21 protein-coding genes and 4 tRNA genes are annotated in these 20,648 nt (G+C 65.0%); 14 read left to right on the top strand and 11 right to left on the bottom strand.

What is annotated here, in order from left to right; genetic code table 11:
• Positions 1-376: 376 nt before the first annotated feature.
• A tRNA-Leu gene (locus VVR85_RS09275) sits at positions 377-461 on the bottom strand.
• A gap of 215 nt (positions 462-676) precedes the next feature.
• Here VVR85_RS09275 and VVR85_RS09280 point away from each other — a divergent pair.
• The 9 genes from VVR85_RS09280 (at position 677) to VVR85_RS09320 (ending at position 10,388) form a co-directional block, all read left to right on the top strand.
• Positions 677-1,495 (top strand): DUF3662 and FHA domain-containing protein, encoded by an 819-nt coding sequence (locus VVR85_RS09280; protein ID WP_368520619.1) that lies wholly within the window; start codon positions 677-679, stop codon positions 1,493-1,495.
• A 27-nt stretch (positions 1,496-1,522) separates the two neighbouring features.
• Complete coding sequence (locus VVR85_RS09285; RefSeq protein ID WP_290223960.1) at positions 1,523-1,984, top strand: FHA domain-containing protein; 462 nt, start codon at positions 1,523-1,525, stop codon at positions 1,982-1,984.
• On the top strand, positions 1,984-3,393 hold the full coding sequence (locus tag VVR85_RS09290; RefSeq protein ID WP_368520620.1) for a PP2C family serine/threonine-protein phosphatase: 1,410 nt from the start codon (positions 1,984-1,986) through the stop codon (positions 3,391-3,393). The genes VVR85_RS09285 and VVR85_RS09290 overlap by 1 nt, the downstream gene beginning before the upstream one ends.
• Complete coding sequence (locus tag VVR85_RS09295; RefSeq protein ID WP_368520621.1) at positions 3,394-4,743, top strand: FtsW/RodA/SpoVE family cell cycle protein; 1,350 nt, start codon at positions 3,394-3,396, stop codon at positions 4,741-4,743.
• Positions 4,740-6,191, top strand: coding sequence for a penicillin-binding transpeptidase domain-containing protein (locus tag VVR85_RS09300; protein ID WP_368520622.1), 1,452 nt, complete (start codon positions 4,740-4,742; stop codon positions 6,189-6,191). The genes VVR85_RS09295 and VVR85_RS09300 overlap by 4 nt, the downstream gene beginning before the upstream one ends.
• Positions 6,191-7,702 (top strand): serine/threonine-protein kinase, encoded by a 1,512-nt coding sequence (locus VVR85_RS09305; protein WP_368520623.1) that lies wholly within the window; start codon positions 6,191-6,193, stop codon positions 7,700-7,702. Before VVR85_RS09300 ends, VVR85_RS09305 begins: the two co-directional genes overlap by 1 nt.
• Entirely contained in the window at positions 7,692-9,620 is a 1,929-nt protein-coding gene (pknB, locus tag VVR85_RS09310) for a Stk1 family PASTA domain-containing Ser/Thr kinase (RefSeq protein WP_368520624.1), read from the top strand. Before VVR85_RS09305 ends, pknB begins: the two co-directional genes overlap by 11 nt.
• Before the next feature lie 79 nt (positions 9,621-9,699).
• Positions 9,700-9,972, top strand: coding sequence for a cell division protein CrgA (crgA, locus tag VVR85_RS09315; protein WP_368520625.1), 273 nt, complete (start codon positions 9,700-9,702; stop codon positions 9,970-9,972).
• 65 nt (positions 9,973-10,037) lie between these two features.
• Complete coding sequence (locus VVR85_RS09320; RefSeq protein WP_368520626.1) at positions 10,038-10,388, top strand: hypothetical protein; 351 nt, start codon at positions 10,038-10,040, stop codon at positions 10,386-10,388.
• A 363-nt stretch (positions 10,389-10,751) separates the two neighbouring features.
• On the opposite strand, the gene VVR85_RS09325 is transcribed toward VVR85_RS09320, so the two are convergent.
• The 4 genes from VVR85_RS09325 to VVR85_RS09340 all read right to left on the bottom strand — a co-directional run bounded on the left by VVR85_RS09325 (position 10,752) and on the right by VVR85_RS09340 (position 15,384).
• On the bottom strand, positions 10,752-11,417 hold the full coding sequence (locus VVR85_RS09325; protein WP_368520627.1) for a rhomboid family intramembrane serine protease: 666 nt from the start codon (positions 11,415-11,417) through the stop codon (positions 10,752-10,754).
• A 134-nt stretch (positions 11,418-11,551) separates the two neighbouring features.
• On the bottom strand, positions 11,552-12,088 hold the full coding sequence (locus tag VVR85_RS09330; RefSeq protein WP_368520628.1) for a peptidylprolyl isomerase: 537 nt from the start codon (positions 12,086-12,088) through the stop codon (positions 11,552-11,554).
• A 58-nt stretch (positions 12,089-12,146) separates the two neighbouring features.
• Positions 12,147-14,408, bottom strand: coding sequence for a 5-methyltetrahydropteroyltriglutamate--homocysteine S-methyltransferase (metE, locus tag VVR85_RS09335; protein ID WP_368520629.1), 2,262 nt, complete (start codon positions 14,406-14,408; stop codon positions 12,147-12,149).
• 37 nt (positions 14,409-14,445) lie between these two features.
• Positions 14,446-15,384: a methylenetetrahydrofolate reductase gene (locus VVR85_RS09340; RefSeq protein WP_368520630.1), complete on the bottom strand. Its 939-nt coding sequence runs from the start codon at positions 15,382-15,384 to the stop codon at positions 14,446-14,448.
• 277 nt (positions 15,385-15,661) lie between these two features.
• Between VVR85_RS09340 and VVR85_RS09345 the strand changes: the two genes are divergently transcribed.
• From VVR85_RS09345 to VVR85_RS09365, 5 genes are all read left to right on the top strand, one after another.
• On the top strand, positions 15,662-16,459 hold the full coding sequence (locus VVR85_RS09345; protein WP_368520631.1) for a hypothetical protein: 798 nt from the start codon (positions 15,662-15,664) through the stop codon (positions 16,457-16,459).
• A gap of 194 nt (positions 16,460-16,653) precedes the next feature.
• The gene (locus VVR85_RS09350) at positions 16,654-16,857 is read left to right on the top strand and encodes a hypothetical protein (RefSeq protein WP_070767849.1); all 204 of its coding nucleotides are present in this window, start codon (positions 16,654-16,656) and stop codon (positions 16,855-16,857) included.
• Between the two features lie 20 nt (positions 16,858-16,877).
• A complete protein-coding gene (locus VVR85_RS09355) occupies positions 16,878-17,408 on the top strand; it encodes a GNAT family N-acetyltransferase (RefSeq protein WP_368520632.1) in 531 nt (176 codons plus the stop codon).
• 49 nt (positions 17,409-17,457) lie between these two features.
• Positions 17,458-18,327 carry a class III extradiol ring-cleavage dioxygenase gene (locus VVR85_RS09360; protein WP_368520633.1) on the top strand — a complete coding sequence of 290 codons (870 nt, stop codon included), beginning with the start codon at positions 17,458-17,460 and terminating at the stop codon, positions 18,325-18,327.
• Between the two features lie 19 nt (positions 18,328-18,346).
• Positions 18,347-18,892 (top strand): DNA-3-methyladenine glycosylase, encoded by a 546-nt coding sequence (locus VVR85_RS09365; RefSeq protein ID WP_368520634.1) that lies wholly within the window; start codon positions 18,347-18,349, stop codon positions 18,890-18,892.
• Here VVR85_RS09365 and VVR85_RS09370 read toward each other — a convergent pair.
• The 6 genes from VVR85_RS09370 to VVR85_RS09395 form a co-directional block, all read right to left on the bottom strand.
• On the bottom strand, positions 18,889-19,371 hold the full coding sequence (locus VVR85_RS09370; RefSeq protein ID WP_368520635.1) for a MarR family winged helix-turn-helix transcriptional regulator: 483 nt from the start codon (positions 19,369-19,371) through the stop codon (positions 18,889-18,891). The two genes, VVR85_RS09365 and VVR85_RS09370, sit on opposite strands and share 4 nt — an antisense overlap.
• A gap of 160 nt (positions 19,372-19,531) precedes the next feature.
• Positions 19,532-19,604, bottom strand: a tRNA-Ala gene (locus tag VVR85_RS09375).
• 65 nt (positions 19,605-19,669) lie between these two features.
• Positions 19,670-19,930 (bottom strand): hypothetical protein, encoded by a 261-nt coding sequence (locus VVR85_RS09380; protein ID WP_368520636.1) that lies wholly within the window; start codon positions 19,928-19,930, stop codon positions 19,670-19,672.
• Between the two features lie 138 nt (positions 19,931-20,068).
• Positions 20,069-20,141, bottom strand: a tRNA-Ala gene (locus VVR85_RS09385).
• Between the two features lie 8 nt (positions 20,142-20,149).
• A tRNA-Ile gene (locus VVR85_RS09390) sits at positions 20,150-20,226 on the bottom strand.
• An 86-nt stretch (positions 20,227-20,312) separates the two neighbouring features.
• On the bottom strand, positions 20,313-20,648 hold the full coding sequence (locus tag VVR85_RS09395) for a DUF3566 domain-containing protein (protein ID WP_368520637.1): 336 nt from the start codon (positions 20,646-20,648) through the stop codon (positions 20,313-20,315).

Raw genomic sequence — 20,648 nt, forward strand, 5'->3', positions numbered from 1 at the left:
TTAGTTCGCCGGGGGTTCGGGCGTGGCACAAGATATTGGGGTCCTTGGCTTTGTAGGAATAAGGGTGTCTAATCCATCCGTACAAACCAAGGACCTACTGTGCAGCCTAACGGAAATGTCATCGTGAAGTGCCCCAGGTTTTGTTCCGTTTGATGAAACCCGTTTTTGAAACAACGTACGGAGTACAACCCACGCCGATGCTAAGGCTTCCGCAACATCGACTACCCCATCAAACCCACGACAGTGGGATTCACACCCTAAATCCTCACACGTGCAATCTTCGCACCTCAAAGATTGAAAAACGAAAGAAACCGGAGGTAACATACCCTTTCGAGTTTGTTACTTCCGGTGGTGCAGTTTGTTCAACTGCTCGCTGTGCCCGGGGCGGGACTTGAACCCGCACGTCCTATAAGGACACTGGCACCTGAAGCCAGCGCGTCTGCCAATTCCGCCACCCGGGCTGGGTATTGTCTGTCTTGGCGACTAGATAAAGATAGCACGGCATACCCACATACTTACAAATCCGCAGCTAGTGCACGGGAAAATGAGTGAGATCTACGCATCAATTGTGGGAACTTTTCGGGCTCCGGCTACGTTTTAGTGCTATACGCGGCCTATAATGGTTGAGGTTTATTACCAGAGCCGAATACATCCACGTTCGAAGGAGGACCGCAGCATGGCACTCATGGAAAAGCTTGCCAAGTTTGACTCTGCCCTGCAGCGCGGACTGGACAACGGGATGGCCTTCGTCTTCGGCGGCCGCGTTGTGCCCGCCGAGATTGAAGAGCTGCTCAAGCAGGAGGCCCAAGACAACCTCACGCGCGGCGAGGACGACAACCTCTACAGCCCCAATGTGGTGCTCGTGGGGGTCAGTTCCAAGGACCTGGAAAACCTCTCGCAGGATCCGCACATCCCGCAGAACCTGGCCGACCAGCTGTCGCGGTTCATCCGCAACAGCGGCTGGGGTCTGGCGGGACCCGTCATCGTTCGCATCGCCGAAGAATCCGGACTCCGCACCGGCCAGTTGCGGGTTTCTTCGTTCATTGACCACGAGCCCGAGGAAGAAACCGGGTTCGACGCCATTTTCCACGAAACCGAAACCCAGGAGGACCAGATGAACAGTAATTCTGCTGACGAGGCCGCCACGACGACCTTTATCCGCCCCGAGCCCGAGGACGCGGAACCCGCTGCCAGCGGTCCGAGCGTGAATCTTCTCCTCCAGGACGGCTCTTCGCGGACCTACCACATCCACGAGGGATCCAATATCATTGGACGTTCCAACGATGCCGACTTGCGCCTGCCGGACACCGGGGTCTCCCGCCAGCACGCCGAGATCACCTGGAACGGCCAGGACGCAGTCTTGGTGGACCTCCAGTCCACCAACGGCACCACGGTCAATGACACGCCCATCGAGAACTGGCTGCTGGCCGACGGCGACGTCATCACCCTGGGGCATTCGCACATCGAGGTGCGAATCACCGGGCTGGACAATTAAACCCCAATAATTTTTAGGAGGTCACCGATGGATTCATTCGTGCTACTCGCGCTGCGAATCGGCCTGTTGGTCTTACTGTGGCTGTTTATCCTGGTGGCCTTGAATGCCATGCGGCTGGATGCCAACAAGGCGGCCCGCACCGGCGGAAGTAGCGTCGGCCCCGTCGCCGCGGTGCGCCGGAAGGACCGCAAAGAAAAGCCGCGCCACATCACCGTGGCCGAAGGCCCGCTGCAGGGCTCCCACATGGCGCTGGGCACCCTGGAGGACATCACGCTGGGGCGCGCGCAGGACTGCGACTTCGTCCTAGGCGACGACTTCGCCTCCTCCCACCACGCGCGCCTATTCCGTCGCGGTTCCCAGTGGTTCGTGGAAGACCTCGAGTCCCGCAACGGCACCTTCGTCGCGGGAACGCGCATCGACCAGGCAGAACGCATCGAAGTGGGAACGGATATTAAGATGGGTCGCACTATCGTAAGGCTGGTTGCCTAATGCTGAAACTACATTTCACCGCCGCTTCGGACCGCGGCTTGGTCCGCAAGAACAACGAAGACTCGGCCTACGCCGGGCCTTATCTTTTAGTCCTGGCGGACGGGATGGGTGGTCACGCCGCCGGCGAGGTCGCCTCCCAGCTCATGGTCGAGCACCTGGAGCACCTCAACCGCGACCCAGAAGACAATGACATGCTGGCGCTTTTGGGCGGCGCCGCTAACGACGCCAACGCGTCGATCGCCAACCACATCAAGGACCACCCCGAGACCGAGGGCATGGGCACCACCCTGACGGCCATGATGTTCAACGGCACCCAGTTCGGCGTCTGCCACGTGGGCGACTCGCGCGGCTACCGCCTGCGCGACGGGAAGCTGACCCAGATCACCAAGGACGACACCTTCGTGCAGTCCCTAGTGGACGAGGGCAAGCTCGATCCGAGCGACGTGTCCTCCCACCCGCAGAAGTCGCTCATCCTCAAGGCATATACCGGCCGCGCGGTGGAACCGACGCTGTTCATGCTGGACGCGCAGCCCGGCGACCGGCTACTGCTGTGCTCCGACGGGCTCTCGGATCCCGTCACGGCCTCCACCATCGAGGACGCCCTCAAGCAGGGCGCCGTGGAAGAAGCTGCCCAGCGGCTAATCGAACTCGCGCTGCGCTCCGGCGGGCCGGACAACGTCACCATGGTCATCGCCGAGGTCGTCGAAAGCGACGAGCCGCCGGCCGAGCCGGTGGCGGTGGGTGCTTTGGCCGGCGATACCCCGGAGCCGACCCACCCGGATTCGGCGGCTAGCCGCGCGGCGGCCCTGAAGCGTCGCCCCCAGGTCATCGAGCCGCACACGAACAAGGCCGCCGGCCAGCCACGCGAGACCTCCGCGCCGGTCCGCCTGGTCACCGAGGAAGAAGCCGCAGACGAGGAGCCCGATCGCCGCCGCAAAAGCTCCCGCGGCACCTGGATCGCCACCACGGTCGTCCTGGCCGTGCTGATCGCCGCCATCGCCGGCGTCGGCATCTGGGGCAAAAACTACCTGGACAACAACTACTACGTCACCACCGCCGGGGCGAACGAGGAGATCCAGCTCGAGCGCGGCGCCGACTTCTCGGTCTTCGGGAAGGACCTGCACGAGACCTACCAGGTCGCCTGCCTCGGCAAGGACGGCGCGCTGCGCCTGAGCAACGGCTCCTGCGACGCCGGGTTCAACCCGCTCAAGGTCGAAGACCTGCCGGCCACCGAGCGCGGCGTGGTCCACAACCTGGATTCCGGCAGCTACGACGAGGTCCAAGGCCAGCTGACCCGGCTGGCCGATAACGCGCTGCCGGTCTGCCGCGATAAGGCGGACAACCAAGATGACAAGAAGGACAATGGTTTCCGGCGCGAGCCGGGCGTGAACTGCCGGGAGGTGAACTAGATGCTGAAGCAATTTGTCGGGCGCACCACTGAGCTGTGGCTGCTGGTAGCGGCCACGGTGGTCTTCGCGATCACGCTGGTGAGCCTCGAGCTGTCCCAGGGCAATATCTTGTCCGTGGACGTGCTCTACCTCATCGGCGGCTTCATCGGGGTCTTCGCCGTCGCCCACTGGGCGCTGTGCCTGCTGGCCCCGCACTCCGACCAGATCATGCTGCCGGTCACGGCGGTGCTCAACGGCATCGGCCTCATCATGATCCAGCGCCTGGATCTGGCCTTGGGCCGCGACCTGGCCGTGCGGCAGGTGATGTGGACCATCGCCGGCCTCATTTTGTTCATCGCCGTGCTGGCCATCGTGCGCGATCACCGCTCGCTGACCCGCTTTTCCTACCTGCTGGGTCTGGTCGGCCTCGTCCTGCTGGCGCTGCCGTTGGTCTGGCCGCAGCCGGCGCAGGCCGACGCGCGCATCTGGATGAAGATCGGGCCGTTTTCCATCCAGCCGGGTGAGTTTTCCAAGATTCTCCTGCTGCTCTTCTTTGCGATGCTGCTGGTCCAGAAGCGCTCGCTGTTCACGGTGGCGGGCTACCGCTTCCTGGGCCTGTCGCTGCCGCGCCTGCGCGACCTCGCGCCCATCCTGGTGGTCTGGGGCATCGCGATCGTCATCATGGGCGTGTCGAACGACTTCGGCCCGGCCCTGCTGCTGTTCTCCACGGTGCTGGGCATGCTCTACATGGCCACCGGGCGCGTGTCCTGGCTGGCCATCGGCGTGGTGCTCGTGGCCATCGGCGGCTTCGGGATCGCGCAGATTTCCACCAAGATCCAGGATCGCTTCTCCAACTTCCTGGACCCGCTGGGCAACTACGACAGCAACGGCTTCCAGCTGTCCCAGGCGCTGTTCGGCATGTCCTCCGGCGGGATCACCGGCTCCGGCCTCGGCCAGGGCCACCCGGACATCATTCCGGTGGTCTTTTCCGACTTCATCATGGCCGGCATCGGCGAGGAATTCGGCCTGATCGGCCTCGCCGGGATCCTGATCCTGTTCGCGCTGCTGGCCTCCCGCGGTTTTCGCACCGCTATCAGCGTCAAGGACTCCTACGGCAAGCTGGTCGCAGCGGGCCTGTCGCTGACCCTGGTCATCCAGGTCTTCGTCGTGGTCGGCGGCATCTCCGCGCTGCTGCCGATGACCGGCCTGACCACGCCGTTCATCGCGGCCGGCGGTTCCTCGCTGATGGCAAACTACATCCTGCTGGCGCTGCTGCTGCGGATCTCGAATTCCGCCAACCGCCCGGCCGAGGAGGCCCAGGCCGGCGCCGGCACGTCCTTGTTCCCCGCCGTCCAGGAGGCTCAGCGATGAATAAGACCATTCGCTTAACCGCTATCTTCTCCCTGATCTTGACCGCCATCCTGCTGGTCAACCTCACGGTGGTACAGGCCTTCAGCGAGGACAAGTACGCCAAGAACCCGAAGAATATGCGGGAGTTCTACCAGCTGCAGACCATCGCCCGCGGGCAGATCTACGCCGGCAACACCGTGCTGGCGCAGTCCGTCCCAGACGGCAACGGCGACGGCGGGGAGGACGAGACCTACTCGCGCATCTACCCGACCCAGTCCCCCGCCTTCGGCCCGGTGACCGGGTACCTGTCCTCCCAGTTCGGCGCGTCCCAGCTGGAGTCCTCGCAGAACGAGATCCTCAACGGCACCGATGATTCGCTGCTGAAGCAGAACTGGCTGGACAAGCTGACCGGCGAGCAGCCGGACGGCGCCAACGTCGAGGTCACCATCGATCCGCAGCTCCAGCAGCTGGCCTACGATCAGCTGGTGGCCCCGGGCTACCAAGGCTCGGCGGTCGCGCTGCAGCCGTCCACCGGGCGCGTGCTGGCGATGTCCTCCTCGCCGAGCTTCGACGCGAACTCCGTGGTCGGAGATCCCAACGCGGAGGAGAACTGGGCCGCGCTGCAGGAGGCCGACGGCGCTCCCCTGCTCAACCACGCCACACAGGAGACGCTGCCGCCAGGCTCCATCTTCAAGATCATCACGACCGCCGCCGGTCTCAACAACGGCTTCACGCCGTCGTCGACTCTGACCGGCGCGGCCTCGATCACGCTGCCAAACACCACGACCCAGCTGACCAACTACGACAAACAGGCCTGCGGCGGCGCGGACTCGGTGACGCTGCAGACGGCTTTCGCCCTGTCTTGCAACACGGCCTTCGTCGAGATGAGCGAGGGCATCGGCGCCGACGAGCTGCGCAAATACGCCGAGGCCTTCGGCGTGGGCGAAAACTATGACCTCGGGGTGGACACCTCCCCGGGCAACCTGGGCGAGCTGCCGGATGCGGCCGCCACCGCCCAGTCGGTCATCGGCCAGCGCGACGTGACCATGTCCGCCCTGCAGGCCGCCATCATGGCCGGCACCGTAGCCAACGAGGGCAAGCGCATGGAGCCGCGCCTCATCAAGCGGATCACGGATTCGCAGATGCAGGAGGTCCGCGAGATCAAGCCGAAGGAGGCCACCGAGGCGATTACCCCGGAGACGGCCGCGATCTTGCGGGATCTGATGTTCGCCTCCGAGCGAGCCACGTCCGGCTACGACGGCAATTCCTTTGCTTCCAAGACCGGTACCGCTGAGCATGGCGATGGATTGCCCCCGCATACGTGGTATGTTGCATTCGATCCGGACCGCGATATTGCCGTGGCCGTGGTGGTCAAGGACGGCGGCAACCTGGGCCAGTCCGCCACGGGCGGCCAGGTGGCCGCACCGATCGGGCGCGCCATGCTTCAGGCCTACGGAGGGGAGCAGTAATGAACCACGCCGATAACCAAGAACGCTTCCAGGCGCTCATCGGTGATGATTACCGCCTGCAGTGGGTCATCGGGCACGGCGGCATGTCCACCGTGTGGCTGGCGGACGACGTCCGCAACGACCGCGAGGTCGCCATCAAGATCCTGCGCCCGGAGTTCTCCGACAACAACGAGTTCCTCTCCCGCTTCCGCAACGAGGCCGAAGCGGCCGAGTCCATCGATTCCGCCAACGTCGTGGCCACCTACGACTACCGCGAGATCGATGATCCGGTGGGCACGACCTTCTGCTTCATCGCCATGGAATACGTCCGCGGCGAGTCCCTGGCCGACATGCTGGCCCGCGAGGGTTCCCTGCCGGAGGAGATGGCGCTCGACGTGATGGAGCAGGCCGCCCACGGTCTATCCATTATTCACCGCATGGGCCTGGTGCACCGCGACATCAAGCCCGGCAACCTGCTGATCACCCAGAACGGCCGGGTCAAGATCACCGACTTCGGCATCGCCAAGGCCGCTGCGGCGGTCCCGCTGACCCGCACCGGCATGGTGGTGGGCACCGCGCAGTACGTCTCCCCCGAGCAGGCGCAGGGCCGCGAGGTCTCCCCCGCCTCCGACGTCTACTCGCTGGGCGTGGTCGGCTACGAGATGCTGGCGGGCCACCGCCCGTTCACCGGGGATTCCTCGGTCTCCGTGGCGTTGGCGCACATCAGCCAGGCACCGGAGCCGCTGTCGACGAATATTTCCGCTCCGGTGCGCGAGCTGGTGGGCATCGCCCTGCGCAAGGACCAGCACACCCGCTACGCCGACGGCAACGAGCTGGCCAACGCCGTCTCCGCCGTGCGGCTGGGCAAGCGCCCGCCGCAGCCGCAATCCGCGGCCGTGGCCCCGATTGCCACCGAGCCTTCGCCGACGGCCTCGACCCAGATGCTGGGCGATACCGCCAACCCGACCACGGTGCGGCCGGCCCCGGCCCCGGTCGCGGACACGCGCGACAAGCACTTGGCCCAGGAGAAGGCCCGCGAAAGCAAGCGGGCCAAGAAGGACAAGAAGAAGGGCTCGGCGGGTGCGAACTTCGGCATCGGCCTGCTCATCGCCCTGATCGTCGTCGCGCTGGTCGGCGGCGGATTCCTGCTGGCCCAGCAGCTGGCCGGCAACCGCGGTTCCAGCGAACCCACCAGCACGCCGCCATCGGTCGTGACCGAATGGGTGGAGCCGTCCACGGAGGAAGCCGAGACCGTCACCGAGACGGAGGTCGAGGAGCCCGAAACCTCCCGGACCGAGGAGCCGGAGCCGGAGACCCGCGAGCGCACGGAAACGCCCACGCCGCGTCCGACCACGCACCGCGAGCAGCCGACCACGCAGCAGGGCACCCCGACGCCCGAGCTGTCGGAGATGACGGAGGCCCCGTCGCTGCCGACGGAGGAGCTGGAAGAAAACATCGAGGACCTATTCAATAACTCGCCGCAGGCGTCTGATTACACCAAACAAGGGGGTGGAACCACCAATGCTGGGTGATCGTTACGAACGCGGTGAACTCATCGGTTCCGGTGGTATGTCCGAGGTCTACGCGGCCCAGGACACCATGCTGGGCCGCGAGGTGGCCATCAAGATGCTGCGCCCGGAGATGGCGCACGACACCAATTTCCGCGAGCGCTTCCGCCGTGAGGCGCAGAATTCGGGCCGTCTCAACCACCCGAATATCGTCGCCGTCTTCGACACCGGCGAGGTCGAGGACAACGCCCTGACCATCCCGTACATCGTCATGGAGCTGGTCCACGGGCGCACCCTGCGCGACATCTTCCGCGCGGACGGGCCCATGGCCCCGGAGCAGGCCGCGGAGATCCTGACCCCGGTCGCGGATGCCCTGCAGGCCTCCCACGAGGCCGGCATCATCCACCGCGACGTGAAGCCCGCGAACATCATGCTGACCAACACCGGTCAGGTGAAGGTGATGGACTTCGGCATCGCCCGCGCGCTGGACGACTCCACCTCCGCCATGACGCAAACCTCCGCGGTGATCGGCACCGCGCAGTACCTTTCGCCCGAGCAGGCGCGTGGCAAGGCTGCCGATGCCCGCTCCGACGTCTACGCCCTGGGCTGCGTCATGTACGAGGCCGTCACCGGCCGCACCCCGTTCGAGGGCGAGACCCCGTTTTCCGTGGCCTACCAGCACGTGCAGGAAGATCCCATTCCGCCGTCGGAATACCTGGATGATTCCATCACGCCGACCGGGCGCGTGAATGTGGACGCGGTCATCCTCACCGCGATGGCCAAGCACCCGGCGGATCGCTACCAGTCGGCCCACGAGATGGCCGAGGACCTGCGCCGCCTGGCCCACGGCAACGTCACCCAGGCGGCCCGCGCGCACGTCGAGCCCGAGGCCGAAGCGCCGGCCGCCTCCCACCGCGCGCCGGTGGCCGATACCCGGCCGGCTTCCCACGCCGCGGAGGAAGAGGAGGGCACCAGCGCCTGGATCAAGTGGCTCACGGCTCTGCTGGCGCTGCTGCTTATCGGCGCTATTGGCTATTTCGCCTGGGACTACCTGAAGCCTTCGGAGGCCCCGGACGAGCCCGCGCAGACCGCGGAGATGGTCGAGGTGCCGGAGGTGGAAAACCGTCCGCGCGCCGAGGTCGTCCAGGAGCTCGAAGAGCTGGGCCTGCAGGTCTCGGTCAACGAGGAAGCCCATCCGGAGATTGAGCGCGACCACGTCATCCGCGTGAACCCGGGCCCCGGTTCCCAGTTGCAGAAGAACGCGACCGTGACGCTGACGGTCTCCTCCGGTAAGGAGATCACCGACGTCCCGGACGTGACCGGCTTGGATCTGGAGTCGGCCTCCCGCGCGCTCGACGAGGCCGGTTTGACCCTGTCCGATGACATCACCGAGGAAGACTCCGACGACGTCCCGGCGGGCCAGATCATCTCGCAGTCGCCGGCCCCCGGTTCCCAGCTGTCCAAGGGCTCGAAGGTCAAGGTAACCGTCTCCCAGGGGGTCAAGCAGGTGCGCATCCCGCGCCTGACCGGCATGGACTGGGGCGACGCCCGCCAGACCCTGGACTCCCTGGACGTCGAGCCGCAGCTCGAGCTGGTCGACTCCGAGGAACCGGAAAACCGCGTCCTCGAGGTCCAGAGCGAGGGCCGGGAGGTCGACGCCGGCAGCACCGTGGTGGTGCGCGTGTCCAACGGCATGCTCATGACCGCGCCGGAGCTGACCCGCAAGACCGAGGACGAGGCCGTCGAAGCCCTGCGCGAGGCCGGCTGGGAAGGCAACGCCCAGGACCTGCGCGTCGGCCCGCCGATCGGCACTGGGGCCGCCGTGGACTCCGGCAAGATCGGCTGGGCCTCCGTTTCCGCCGGGGACACCATCCGCAAGGACACCAAGGTAGAAGTCCGTTATTGGGAGTTCAACCTGGAAACCCTCGTCACGGGCCGCTAGCCGTAGCGCTGCTAGACTGTGGCGCAACACTAGCCCGGCCCGAATCCGCCCCGCCCGCACACCAAAGTTAGGAAAGAACATGCCAAAGGCCAAAATTTCGAAGAACGCCCCGATCAGCTCGACCGCCAGCTCGTCGGCGAACCGCACCCCGGTCAAGATCAACTCGGAGGGCACCTCCAAGTGGTACATCGTGCTGATGCTCGGCCTGATGCTCATCGGGCTGGCCTGGATCGTGGTCAACTACCTGGCCGGCCAGCACATCCCGCTCATGCAGGAGCTCGGCCCGTGGAACTACCTCATCGGCTTCGGCCTGGCCATCATTGGTCTCCTGATGACCATGGGATGGCGCTAAGCTTTTGCCCCGAAGGCGGCCTTTGGCCGCCTTTTTTCATGCCTTTTTCACGTAGTCTTTTGCGCATGAGCACTAACCGCGAATATCAGATGGACTACGACTGGCTGTGGGACAATCCCCCGCACAACGACGGCACCCCGGCGACGGTCCGGCTCGTCGTCACCGACGGCGAGCGCGATAGCGCCCAGGCCGCGCTGGCCGCCTTCCTGGACAGCCTGGAGCGCACCGAGGACGGCGCGTACGTCTCCGGCGGGTGGGTGGCCGCTGTCCGCTCCCAGGAGCCGCTGACCGTGGACATCACCTCCGGCGGCGAGGACGTCGCCGACGGCATCCAGGACGGCACGGAGCGCGCGTACGAGTACTTCGGCCGCGGCACGGATCTCGGCCTGCGCTGGACGCAGCTGCCCCGCCTCTGAGATTCTCCACCGCAAAGTTCTCCACAGTGTCCCCAAGTTTTCCACCGGGGCACTCACCTGCGCTTTTGTAAATTACAATAGTGTAAGCAGGGCTTTTACTGACACCGTTGGGTAAAAAGTTATCCACAGGCTGGGGATAAAAGTGTGAAAATCCGTAATTCACAGAATTTACCACAGCCTGTGGATAACTTTTCTCCCCGTTTCCACACCGGTTTAAAATTTCGAAAAATGATCGCTACGCTGGGATTTGTCATTCGAAAAACACACAAGCGTTCGGAAATTACAAAAATGTAGTTATCCACAATGTGGACAACCGGTGTGAAATCTTTTCGAACACTTGCGCGCGTGGATAACACGCCGCACCTATCCCCAAAGGCCTGCTCGCGCCACCAATAACACGAATGCCGCCGCCGTAGTCGCTGCGACACCCCAGCCGGAGACTTTGGGGTTCCGGGCCGCCACGCACAGGGCCAGCACCACGCCCACCGCGACGCCGCCCAGGTGGCCCCACAGGGACACGCCCGTGGCCAGGAAGGTGTAGGCGATGTTGACCACCACGAGCACGATGGGCGCGCGCAGATCGGTGCGCCTTTGGTAGTTCACGGCCACCAGGACCACCATGAGGGCGAAAAGAGCGCCGGAGGCACCGGCGGTCGGCTGAGTGAAGGCCATCCACACGATGCTGGCCGAGGCCCCCAGTACCGCCGCCAGGTAGACCAGGGCGTAGCGCGCCGAGCCCAGGTAGGTCTCGATCTCCCTCCCGATAAGCACCAGCAGGAACATGTTCACCGCCAGGTGGCCTAGCCCCAGGTGCATGAAGGCGCTGGTGACCGCCTGCCAGTAGTGCCCGGCGGCGAATTCGGGGCCCCAGAGGCTCCAGCTCATCGCCAGCGTGGAGTGGTAGTAGCTGTCGGTCACAGACCGGGACTGGACGGCGGTGGCCAGCCACAGAGCGCAGTTTGCGGCCACGATCCAGGCGGTGACCGGGGCGGTGCGGTAATAGGAACGCAGGTGCTGTTCGAAAGTCATGGGTAAAACGAGGGCTTTCTGTGAAACCAAGGGGCGAAAACGCGAAAGGCTAGGACGGGGAAGGCTAGGAGGAAGGAGATAGCAAAAAGCCCGCCCGGCCGGCTGATGCGGCGGGGCGGGCGGGAGCCTAAGGCTTAGGCCTCGGCGATCTCCACGGATTCGATGACCACGTCTTCCTTCGGGCGGTCCATGCGGTCGGTGTCGACCTTGGCGATCTTGGACACGACGTCCTGGGACTGGGCGTCGGTGACCTCACCGAAGATGGTGTGGTGGTTGTTCAGGTGCGGGGTGGCAGCCACGGTGATGAAGAACTGGGAACCGTTGGTGCCCGGGCCAGCGTTGGCCATGGCCAGCAGGAACGGGCGATCGAACTGCAGCTCCGGGTGGAACTCATCCTGGAACTGGTAGCCGGGGCCGCCGCGGCCGGTGCCGGTCGGGTCGCCGCCCTGGATCATGAAGTTGTCGATGATGCGGTGGAAGATGGCCCCGTCGTAGAACGGGCCGGACTGCTCGCCCTTGGCGTTCTGGGTGGCGTATTCCTTGTCACCCTTGGCCAGGCCGATGAAGTTTTCTACGGTAACCGGCGCATGGTTACCGAACAAGTCAATAACAATGTCACCCAAGTTGGTGTGCAGAGTTGCTGTAGCGGTCTTCTGAGTCATGCCCGCCATTATAGATAATGAAGCAAGGGCGCGCCGCGTGCGGCGGCACGCCCTCAGCGATCGCGGGCTAGACCACGGCGTCGCGCGCGCGGACCATGTTGCGCAGGGAGGCGGTCGTCTCCTCGTAGCCGCGGGTCTTCAGACCGCAGTCGGGGTTAATCCACAGGCGCTCCGCCGGCACGTTCTTCAGCGCCGCGCGGATGAGATCCGCCATCTCCTCTACCGACGGCACGCGCGGCGAGTGGATGTCGTAGATGCCCGGCCCGATTTCGGAGTGGAACTTCTCGTCCAGGTCCTCGAGCAGCTCCATGCGGGAGCGGGCCGCCTCAATGGAGGTGACGTCGGCATCGAGCGCCGCCACGGCGTCGATGATCTGGCCGAACTCGGAGTAGCACAGGTGGGTGTGAATCTGCGTGGTGGGCTGGGCTTCAAGCGCCACCAGGCGGAAGGCGCGCACCGCCCAGTCCAGGTACTCGGCGCGGTCCTCCGCGCGCAGCGGGAGCAGCTCGCGCAGGGCCGGCTCGTCGATCTGGATGATCCCCACCCCGGCGTCCTCCAGGTCCCGGACCTCGTCGGCCAAGGCCACGCCCAGCTGGTCCGCGGAGACCGATTGCGGGACGTCGTCGCGCACGAAGGACCAGGCCAGGATGGTCACCGGGCCGGTGAGCATCCCCTTGACGGGGCGCTCGGTCAGCGACTGCGCGTACGAGGTCCACTCCACGGTCATGGGCGCCGGGCGGGAGATGTCCCCGACGACTATCGGCGGGCGGGTGCAGCGGGAGCCGTAGGACTGCACCCAGCCGTTTTCGGTGACCACGAAGCCGTCGAGCAGCTCCGCGAAGTACTGGACCATGTCGTTGCGCTCGGCCTCGCCGTGGACCAACACGTCCAGGCCCAGTTCCTCCTGCAGGGCTACCACGCTGGCGATTTCCTGCTTGAGGGCGTCCGTGTAGGCCGCGTCGCTGAGCTCGCCGGCCTTGTGCTTCGCGCGGGCCGCCCGGATCTCCGGCGTCTGCGGGAAGGAGCCGATGGTGGTGGTGGGCAGCTTTGGCAGCTTGAGCAGTTCCTTCTGGGCGCGGTTGCGCTCGGCGAAGGCGGGCTGCCGGCTGACGGCCCCTTCCGGCAGGGCCGCGGTGCGGGCCTGCACGTCCGCGTTGTGGGTGCGGGTGGATTCGGCGCGGGTGCGCACGGCGCGGTCGGCCTTGGCAAAGGCCTGCGGGGCCGCCTCCGGCCCGGCGGCGAGTGCGACGACCTCGGCGATCTTCTCATCCGCGAAGGAGAACCAGCCGACCACGTCCACGGGCAGGTTCTTTTCGGCCTCCACGGTGTGCGGCACGTGCTGCAGGGAGACCGAGGTGGACACCGATACCCCGGGCAGGCGCTCGAACTTCTCCCGCAGGTCGTGCAGGTTGGCCGCCCAGACATTGCGCCCGTCCACCAGACCGGCGACCAGGTGGGTCTTGGCCGCCAGCTTTGCCACCCGGTCGAGGTAGCCCGGCTCCTGGACGAGCGTGCCCACGCTGAGATCCACCTGCACGGCCTCCGGGGCCAAATCCTCCAAGACGTCGAGGCTCGCGCGGGCCGCGCCGTACGGGGTGGTCAGGTAGACGTTCGGGCGGGTCTGCGTGCCCAGGATGGCGCGGTAGGCCGCGGCGAGGTGGGCGGCTAGTTCGGCGTCGCTGGCCACCGCCAGATCCGCCACCACGGCCGGTTCGGCCAGCTGGACCCATTCCACGCCTTTGACGTGCAGGGCGGCCAGCAGCTCCTGGTAGACGGCGACCAGCTCCGGCAGGCGCTCCAGGGGCTGCTTAGTCGCGCCCTCGGCCGGCTTAGACAGGGCCAGCAGCGTGACCGGGCCGACGAGGTAGGGGCGGACGGTGTGGCCGGCCTGGCGGGCCTCGTCCACCAGCTTGAGCAGGCGGTCCGGGTGGGCGCTAAAGCCCTGGTCGTCGGCGATCTCCGGGACGATGTAGTGGTAGTTGGTATCAAACCACTTGGTCATCTCCAGCGGGGCCTTGTCGGTGTTGCCGCGGGCGAGGGTGAACTCATCGTCCAGCGTCAGCCCCGGCACCGCGCCGACGGTCAGGGCGGTTTCCAGCACTTGGTCGTAATAAGCCACGTCCGCCGGGATGGCGTAGTCCTCGTTGAGGCCCAGGTCCTTCAGGCGCGCGTAGGTGTCCAGGCGCAGCGAATGGGCGGCGGATTCGAAGCTGGCCTCGTCGATGCGCCCGGCCCAGTAGGCCTCGAGGGCCTTCTTGAGCTCGCGGTTCGCACCGACGCGGGGATAGCCCTCGATGGTCGCGGCGGGGAATTTCTTCGGTGAAGTCATGGTGGTGTTCTCCTTAAGTTTTCGTTCTGATTACGGTTTAAGCGGCGGCGATGCCCACCCGGTCCAGCAGGTCCTGGGTCACGGCGGCGTTGTTGTGGGTATAGACGTGCAACCCACCCGCGCCCCCGGCCAAGACCTCGCGGGCCAGCTGGGCGGTCAGCTCCAGGCCGATCTCGTGCTCCTCGGCCGGATCCCGCGCCTGGGCCAGGCGGTTAACGACGGACGCCGGAACGGGCAGGCCGGTGAGCTCGCCCATGCGCGCCAGACGCTTGGCGCTGGTCATGGGCATGATGCCCGGGATAAGCGGGATGTTCACCCCGGCCAGGTGGGCGCGCTCGGCGAAGCGGTGGTAATCGTCCGCGTCGAAGAAGAGCTGGGTGATGGCGAAGTCGGCGCCGCAGCGCTGCTTGGTCAGCAGGACGTCGATGTCCTCGTCGGCGTTGCGGGATTCGGCGTGCCCCTGCGGGTAGCAGGCCACGCCCACGGCCAGGCGCCCGGCGGCGAAGCGGGCGGCCTGGGACTGCTCCCACTCGCGGACCAGCCGCACCAGGTCGTCGGCGTGCGGCAGGTAGCCCGCCGGCAGGCTCGTCTGCCCCGGGGCGAGGTCGCCGCGCAGGGCCAGCAGCCCGCGCACGCCGGCATCGACAAGCGTGTCGATCCAGTCGATGAGCTCCGCGCGGGTGCCGGCGGTGCAGGCCAGGTGCGCGAGCGGGCGCATCTGGGTGCGTTGGGCGATGCGCTCGATGAAGGCGGCGGTGCCGCGCAGCCACCCGGAGCGCTGGGAACTGGTGACCGCGATGTAGTCGGGGCGGTAGGAGCTCAAGACTTCGAGCAGGCCGTTGACCTTGGCGGCATCCGCGTCGTGGCGGGGCGGGATGACTTCGAAGGAGAGCGCGGTGCGCTGGGGCGCCGGCGCCGGGTAGACCTGCAGTTCGTTTTGGTCTAGTGGCGCGGAAGCGGATATCCGGGGTACCACGGCGACCTCCTCTGCTGGTAGTGGGCGTTTGCTTAGCGAGAAATGTACCAAGCTGTTCATTTTTCGCACCAGCCCTTTTCAAACGTAATACCTTTAAAACCGCACTACCTGTAGCAATTTCCGATTTTCAGGTGAATAAAACGGGGCCCGAAATGAACCAAGCGGTCTACCTCCGGCTGTGGTCTCGCCCCCTCCTATTGCCGCCCCACCCAAAAGTTAACTACGCTGGACTAGGCTGGAATAAGAACGATTAATAAACCTTTACCTAGGAGAAACCATGAATCTTGGCAGCTTGAACGTGGCCTACCGAGTCGGTTCGTCCCTGTGGAACCAGTTCGCTGAATTCCGGGACGAAAAGGCCCGCCAGGCTTACGACGCTCTGGAGGAGGCCGCGGACAAGGTGGACAACCACACCCAGGACTGGTTCCCCGAGTCCCGCAAGGAAGCCGGCCGCGTGACCCAGGCCGCCCACGCCCGCCTGGAGCGCGCCCTCGAGGACATTAAGTCCCAGGCGAACGACGCCCAGGATAAGGCCAAGGATAAGACCGAGACCGCCACCGCCAACCTGCGCAAGTCCGCCACCGAGGCCCGCAAGAAGTCCCAGAAGAAGGCCGACCAGCTGGAGCGCCGCGCCCAGGACTCCCGCAAGAAGGCCACCAAGGCCGCCAAGAAGGCCCGCAAGCAGGCCGCCAAGAAGCAGAAGAAGCAGCAGCGCTCCGCGTTCTGGCCGATCGCGGCGGTCGTGGCCGCGGTGGCCGCTATCGGCGGCGGCGTCTACTACTGGCTGCGCCGCAACGACACCCCGTCGGAGCAGCCGCCGCGCGTCGAGGAATTCGGCGGCAACGAGAAGACCGCCGGCTCCACGCTGGTCTACACCTCGACCACGGAGAAGCCGGTGTCCACCCAGGTGGAAGAAGGCGTGGTGGACCGCGACGAGGAGCTACTCGGCTCCCTGGACGCCCAGCTGGCTAACCACCAGGCAGAGACCGCTGAGCTCCCGGAAAAGGACACCGCCCGCCTGACCGACGACTCGGATAACGAGGGCAAGCACCGCCTACGTGAGGACGAGGACTAGTCCTTCCCTCACCCCGCGGCTTCCGCCACCCCCGCGAAGTGGAGTACATGGTTGTACTTACTTTCGGGGGTGGCCTCTTTATTGCATAGATCTCATTCGGACCTTCTAATTAGATTCTTTAGCGTCCCGGACAGTAATTTATGGGGAACAACGTAGTGCACTTCGATCGGTCGGGAGCAAGGAGCTTCAACTACATGAGTATTGAATCTTTGACGGTAAAGCTTACTAACGGGGAGACTTTTTATTTTACCGCGGGGCCGATAGTCGGGGATCCGTCTAACCGGGTGGAAAACCTGCGTTTCGCGATCGAGAACGACACCGTGTTCCGCTCCGTGGACGAGTCCGGGGTGGCCCGCGAATTCGCTGGACACGAGGTGGCCAACTACCACCTGGCCTAGCGCGGCCTACAATGGCGCGCATGGACTCTCAGACACAGGATGACAAGCTAAACCAGAACTCTGACCAGCTGCAGATCGAGCTGCGTGCGACCCAGGAATCGGATCGCACCTACATCGCGCGCCTGAATTTCCTGACCGACACTTTCGGGGACGAATTCGGCGAGATCTCTGAGCATTTCGATAAGGATTACGAGTACTACGTAGCGGCGTGGAACCCGAACGAGGGCGGGTTCATCGCCTGGGACGCCTGTGTCCCGGCCGGGGGTGTCTGGCTGATGTGGGGCACGGAGGAGAGCCACGGCTTCGGCCACGCCGAGGAGGGCATCCCGGAGCTCGCGCTCGCGGTGGAGGGCCGCTACAAGGGCCAAGGAATTGGCACCTCGCTCATCCAAGCCGCCACCGAGCTGGCCCGCAAACTTGGCACTCCCGGCATCTCCCTGGCGGTGGATCCGGACAACCCCCGCGCCCACCGGCTCTACCAGTACCTGGGCTTTGAGCACGAGGGCGAGCGCAACGGCCACCTGGTTCTCGTCAAACGCTTTACAGATTAAGTATTCGTGGGCTAGACTTACTTTACGCTTTAAGTAAAGGAGAGTCCCCATGCCCACCCTCGCCGAAGAATTCAACCCCGCCCGGCCGGCCGGCGCCATCTACGATCTGCGCGAACGCGCCCTCCCCGAGACCCACCTGCACCGCCGGTGGGAGCCGGCCGACGGCCCCCTTCCTGCCCTGTTCATTAGCCACGGCGCCCCGCCGGCGCTGGGCAACCACGGCTGGATGAACGACCTCTACGACTGGTCGCGCTCCCTGCCGAAGCCGCGGGCCATCGTGGTGGTCTCCGCGCACTGGGAAAACGCGCCAGTGGCCATCAACGCCACGGCGGCCGACGCCCCGCTCTTCTACGACTTCTCCGGCTTCGACCCGGAGTACTTCACCCTGCGCTACCCCACCCCGGACGCCGGCGAGCTCGCCCAGCGCGTCGCGGGCCTGCTGGGTTACCAGCCCGTCCACCAGTTCGCCGATCGCGGCTTGGACCACGGCGCCTTTATCCCGCTGATGGCCATGTACCCGGCCGGCGACGTGCCCGTCGTCCAAGTCTCCATGCCCAGCCTAAACCCGCAGGACCTGCTGGACCTGGGCGAGAAGCTGCGCCCGCTGCGCGCGGAGGGCATCCTGGTCATCGGCAGCGGCTACATGACCCACTCCTTCGCGGTCTTCCGCAACCCCGAGCTCTCCGGCCACCTCGACGCCTTCGACGAGTGGGCCGCGGCCAACATCCACTCCGGCAACGTGGACGCCCTGACCGACTACCTGCACCAGGGCCCGGGCGCGCGGATTGCCCACCCCACCGCCGACCACTACGTCCCGCTGCTGCTGGCGATGGGCGCGGCCAACGACCCCACCAGCACCCGCACGGTCTTTACCCGCAAGGGCCTGGGCAACCACATCCGCTCGATCGAGGTCTACTAGCCGCTATTAGTCTGGGGCCATGATTGATTTTTCCGCCCCCGCCGACGTGGTCGCCCCGCAGCTTCTGGGCTGTATCTTTCACTTCGGCGGCGTGGCGGTCCGGCTCACCGAGGTCGAGGCCTACCTGGGCACCGAGGACCCCGCAGCGCACACCTTTCGCGGCAAGACCCCGCGGAACGCGACCATGTTCGGCCCGCCGGGCAGGCTGTACGTCTACGCCTCCTACGGCATCCACCGCAACGGCAACATCGTCTGCGCACCGGAAGGCACCGGCCAGGGTTGCCTGCTGCGCGCCGGCGAGGTGGTCGCCGGCACAGAACTGGCCTATTCCCGCCGCGGCGAGACCGATTTCTATAACCTCGCGCGCGGTCCGGGCAACCTCGGCCAGGCCCTGGGCTTCACGCTCGCGGACAACTCCTCCCCCGTCGAGCTGGAGCCCCGCGCGGCCGAGCCCGAATGGGTGGCCGGGCCGCGGATTGGAATTTCGAAGAACCAGCAGGCGCCGTTCCGCTTCTGGATCCCGTGGGATAAAAGCGTGTCCCGCCGGCGCGGCTACCCGGCCTAGAAGCGCCCGCCGAAGCGGGGGTCTTCCTCGATGGCCTTAATAATGCGGTTGTTAACCTGCGTCATGGTGCGGATCTGGGAGCGGGTGAGCTTGTCCGCGACCACCGTCCGGGCCTGGCGGGCGTGCCCCGGGGCGCTGGCGACGACCTTGTCCCAGCCGGGATCGGTGAGCTTGGCAAAGGTGGTGCGCCCGTCGTTGGGATCCGGGAAACGCTCGACCCAGCCCTTCTTCTCCAGCCGGGTGACCACCTGGCTCAGGCGCGACAGGGAGCCGTTGGCCGTGATCGCCAGCTCCCGCATGCGCATGCGGCGCTCGGGGGCCTCCGACAGCCGCGACATCACCGTGTAATCGAAGAAGCTCAGTCCCGCGTCCTCCCGCAGCTGGGCGTCGAGGACAGCAGTCAGCCGGATGTTGACGGCCATGAGGGACATGAAGGCTTCCAGCTCTTCCTCGTCGAGCCACTGCGGTTCTTCGTTCATGCACCGTATTGTAGTCGGGAAACACAACGCTTAAAAGCTGAAGCGAATATATTTGTCAGCGCCGCCACCCGAAGCGCCCCAAACAGGTGGGAGGCGAGGACAAAAATAAGGACCTGACCCCCGGAAAACAACGTTTCCGGTGCCAGGTCCTGCGCGGTAGTGGAGCTAAGGGGAATCGAACCCCTGACCTTCGCATTGCGAACGCGACGCTCTACCAACTGAGCTATAGCCCCGTTATGTCTTTAAAGCGTACTCCGGTGGGGCCGGTGCCTAAAAATCGGGGCGCCCAGCTGCGGCTTTAGGCGAATTCGGGAATCGGCTTCAAGCGCATGTGGGTGACCTTGACGTCTTCGCCGTAGCCCATCTCATCGATGTGGTTGGCGGCGTCCTGGAGAGTGCGCATGACTAGTTCGCGGGCGGCGTCGTAATCGTCGAAGGTATCCAGGATCTCCAGATCCTGGTCGCTGCGCTGGGAGACCACCACATAACGGGAGCCGGCGGGCGCTTCCACCCGCAGCTTGGTCTCGCCAAACGGGTGGTTGAAATAGAACTCGGCCATAATTATTTTTCCTGCACTCTCTGCCGCGCACGGCATAAGGTTTTCATTAATCGGTGAACACCAGACTAGTACGATCCTCGGGACCGGGCAGGGAAAGAAAAAACGCCAGGCGGATTCGCCTGGCGTTTGTGGTGATTGTGGAGCATAGGAGAATCGAACTCCTGACCTCCTGCTTGCAAAGCAGGTGCTCTACCAATTGAGCTAATGCCCCATGTTCCGTGGTGGGCCTAGCTGGAATCGAACCAGCGACCTCATCGTTATCAGCGATGCGCTCTAACCGACTGAGCTATAGGCCCCTGTGTGGAACGACTATGAACTTTACATACCCCCTTCAACCTTTAGCAAATCGCCAGGTCAAAGAGGGTATTCACGGAAAGTTTACCTAGTCATCGAAGTCGCAAGTAAACCCACCGAAAAGCTCCGCGATGGCGTTGTAGATAATCGCTATCACCGGAACGAAAATGGCTACCAAGATAGCCATGATGGCGCCCACGAGGGCGCTGGCGGAAAAGACTACGCCGAAGGTGACATGAAAATCACCGCCCACGTCACCGACCAGCGCGTTGACCGAGTCCCAGATGCCGGCGGCAGCCATGCCGAAGTAGAGCAGGGTCACGGCCAGCAACCAGGCGATGAGCCCGACCAGGGCCATCGCCATGCCAACCTTGAAGGCGGAGACCGGTACGATGCGCGAAAGCGTTACTTCCCGTCGTGCCAT

The organism is Corynebacterium sp. LK2590 (genome assembly GCF_040946105.1).
GTDB lineage: Bacteria > Actinomycetota > Actinomycetes > Mycobacteriales > Mycobacteriaceae > Corynebacterium.

Coding starts and splice junctions, on each gene's coding strand:
- VVR85_RS09325 (WP_368520627.1), bottom strand. CDS start 11,417: ATGACTTTCGAACAGCACCTGCGTTCCTATTACCGCACCGCCCCGGTC.
- VVR85_RS09395 (WP_368520637.1), bottom strand. CDS start 20,648: ATGGCACGACGGGAAGTAACGCTTTCGCGCATCGTACCGGTCTCCGCC.
- metE (WP_368520629.1), bottom strand. CDS start 14,408: ATGACTTCACCGAAGAAATTCCCCGCCGCGACCATCGAGGGCTATCCC.
- VVR85_RS09370 (WP_368520635.1), bottom strand. CDS start 19,371: ATGAACGAAGAACCGCAGTGGCTCGACGAGGAAGAGCTGGAAGCCTTC.
- VVR85_RS09320 (WP_368520626.1), top strand. CDS start 10,038: ATGAGCACTAACCGCGAATATCAGATGGACTACGACTGGCTGTGGGAC.
- VVR85_RS09365 (WP_368520634.1), top strand. CDS start 18,347: ATGATTGATTTTTCCGCCCCCGCCGACGTGGTCGCCCCGCAGCTTCTG.
- crgA (WP_368520625.1), top strand. CDS start 9,700: ATGCCAAAGGCCAAAATTTCGAAGAACGCCCCGATCAGCTCGACCGCC.
- VVR85_RS09360 (WP_368520633.1), top strand. CDS start 17,458: ATGCCCACCCTCGCCGAAGAATTCAACCCCGCCCGGCCGGCCGGCGCC.
- pknB (WP_368520624.1), top strand. CDS start 7,692: ATGCTGGGTGATCGTTACGAACGCGGTGAACTCATCGGTTCCGGTGGT.
- VVR85_RS09345 (WP_368520631.1), top strand. CDS start 15,662: ATGAATCTTGGCAGCTTGAACGTGGCCTACCGAGTCGGTTCGTCCCTG.
- VVR85_RS09350 (WP_070767849.1), top strand. CDS start 16,654: ATGAGTATTGAATCTTTGACGGTAAAGCTTACTAACGGGGAGACTTTT.
- VVR85_RS09285 (WP_290223960.1), top strand. CDS start 1,523: ATGGATTCATTCGTGCTACTCGCGCTGCGAATCGGCCTGTTGGTCTTA.
- VVR85_RS09330 (WP_368520628.1), bottom strand. CDS start 12,088: ATGGCGGGCATGACTCAGAAGACCGCTACAGCAACTCTGCACACCAAC.
- VVR85_RS09290 (WP_368520620.1), top strand. CDS start 1,984: ATGCTGAAACTACATTTCACCGCCGCTTCGGACCGCGGCTTGGTCCGC.
- VVR85_RS09380 (WP_368520636.1), bottom strand. CDS start 19,930: ATGGCCGAGTTCTATTTCAACCACCCGTTTGGCGAGACCAAGCTGCGG.
- VVR85_RS09300 (WP_368520622.1), top strand. CDS start 4,740: ATGAATAAGACCATTCGCTTAACCGCTATCTTCTCCCTGATCTTGACC.
- VVR85_RS09305 (WP_368520623.1), top strand. CDS start 6,191: ATGAACCACGCCGATAACCAAGAACGCTTCCAGGCGCTCATCGGTGAT.
- VVR85_RS09355 (WP_368520632.1), top strand. CDS start 16,878: ATGGACTCTCAGACACAGGATGACAAGCTAAACCAGAACTCTGACCAG.
- VVR85_RS09280 (WP_368520619.1), top strand. CDS start 677: ATGGCACTCATGGAAAAGCTTGCCAAGTTTGACTCTGCCCTGCAGCGC.
- VVR85_RS09295 (WP_368520621.1), top strand. CDS start 3,394: ATGCTGAAGCAATTTGTCGGGCGCACCACTGAGCTGTGGCTGCTGGTA.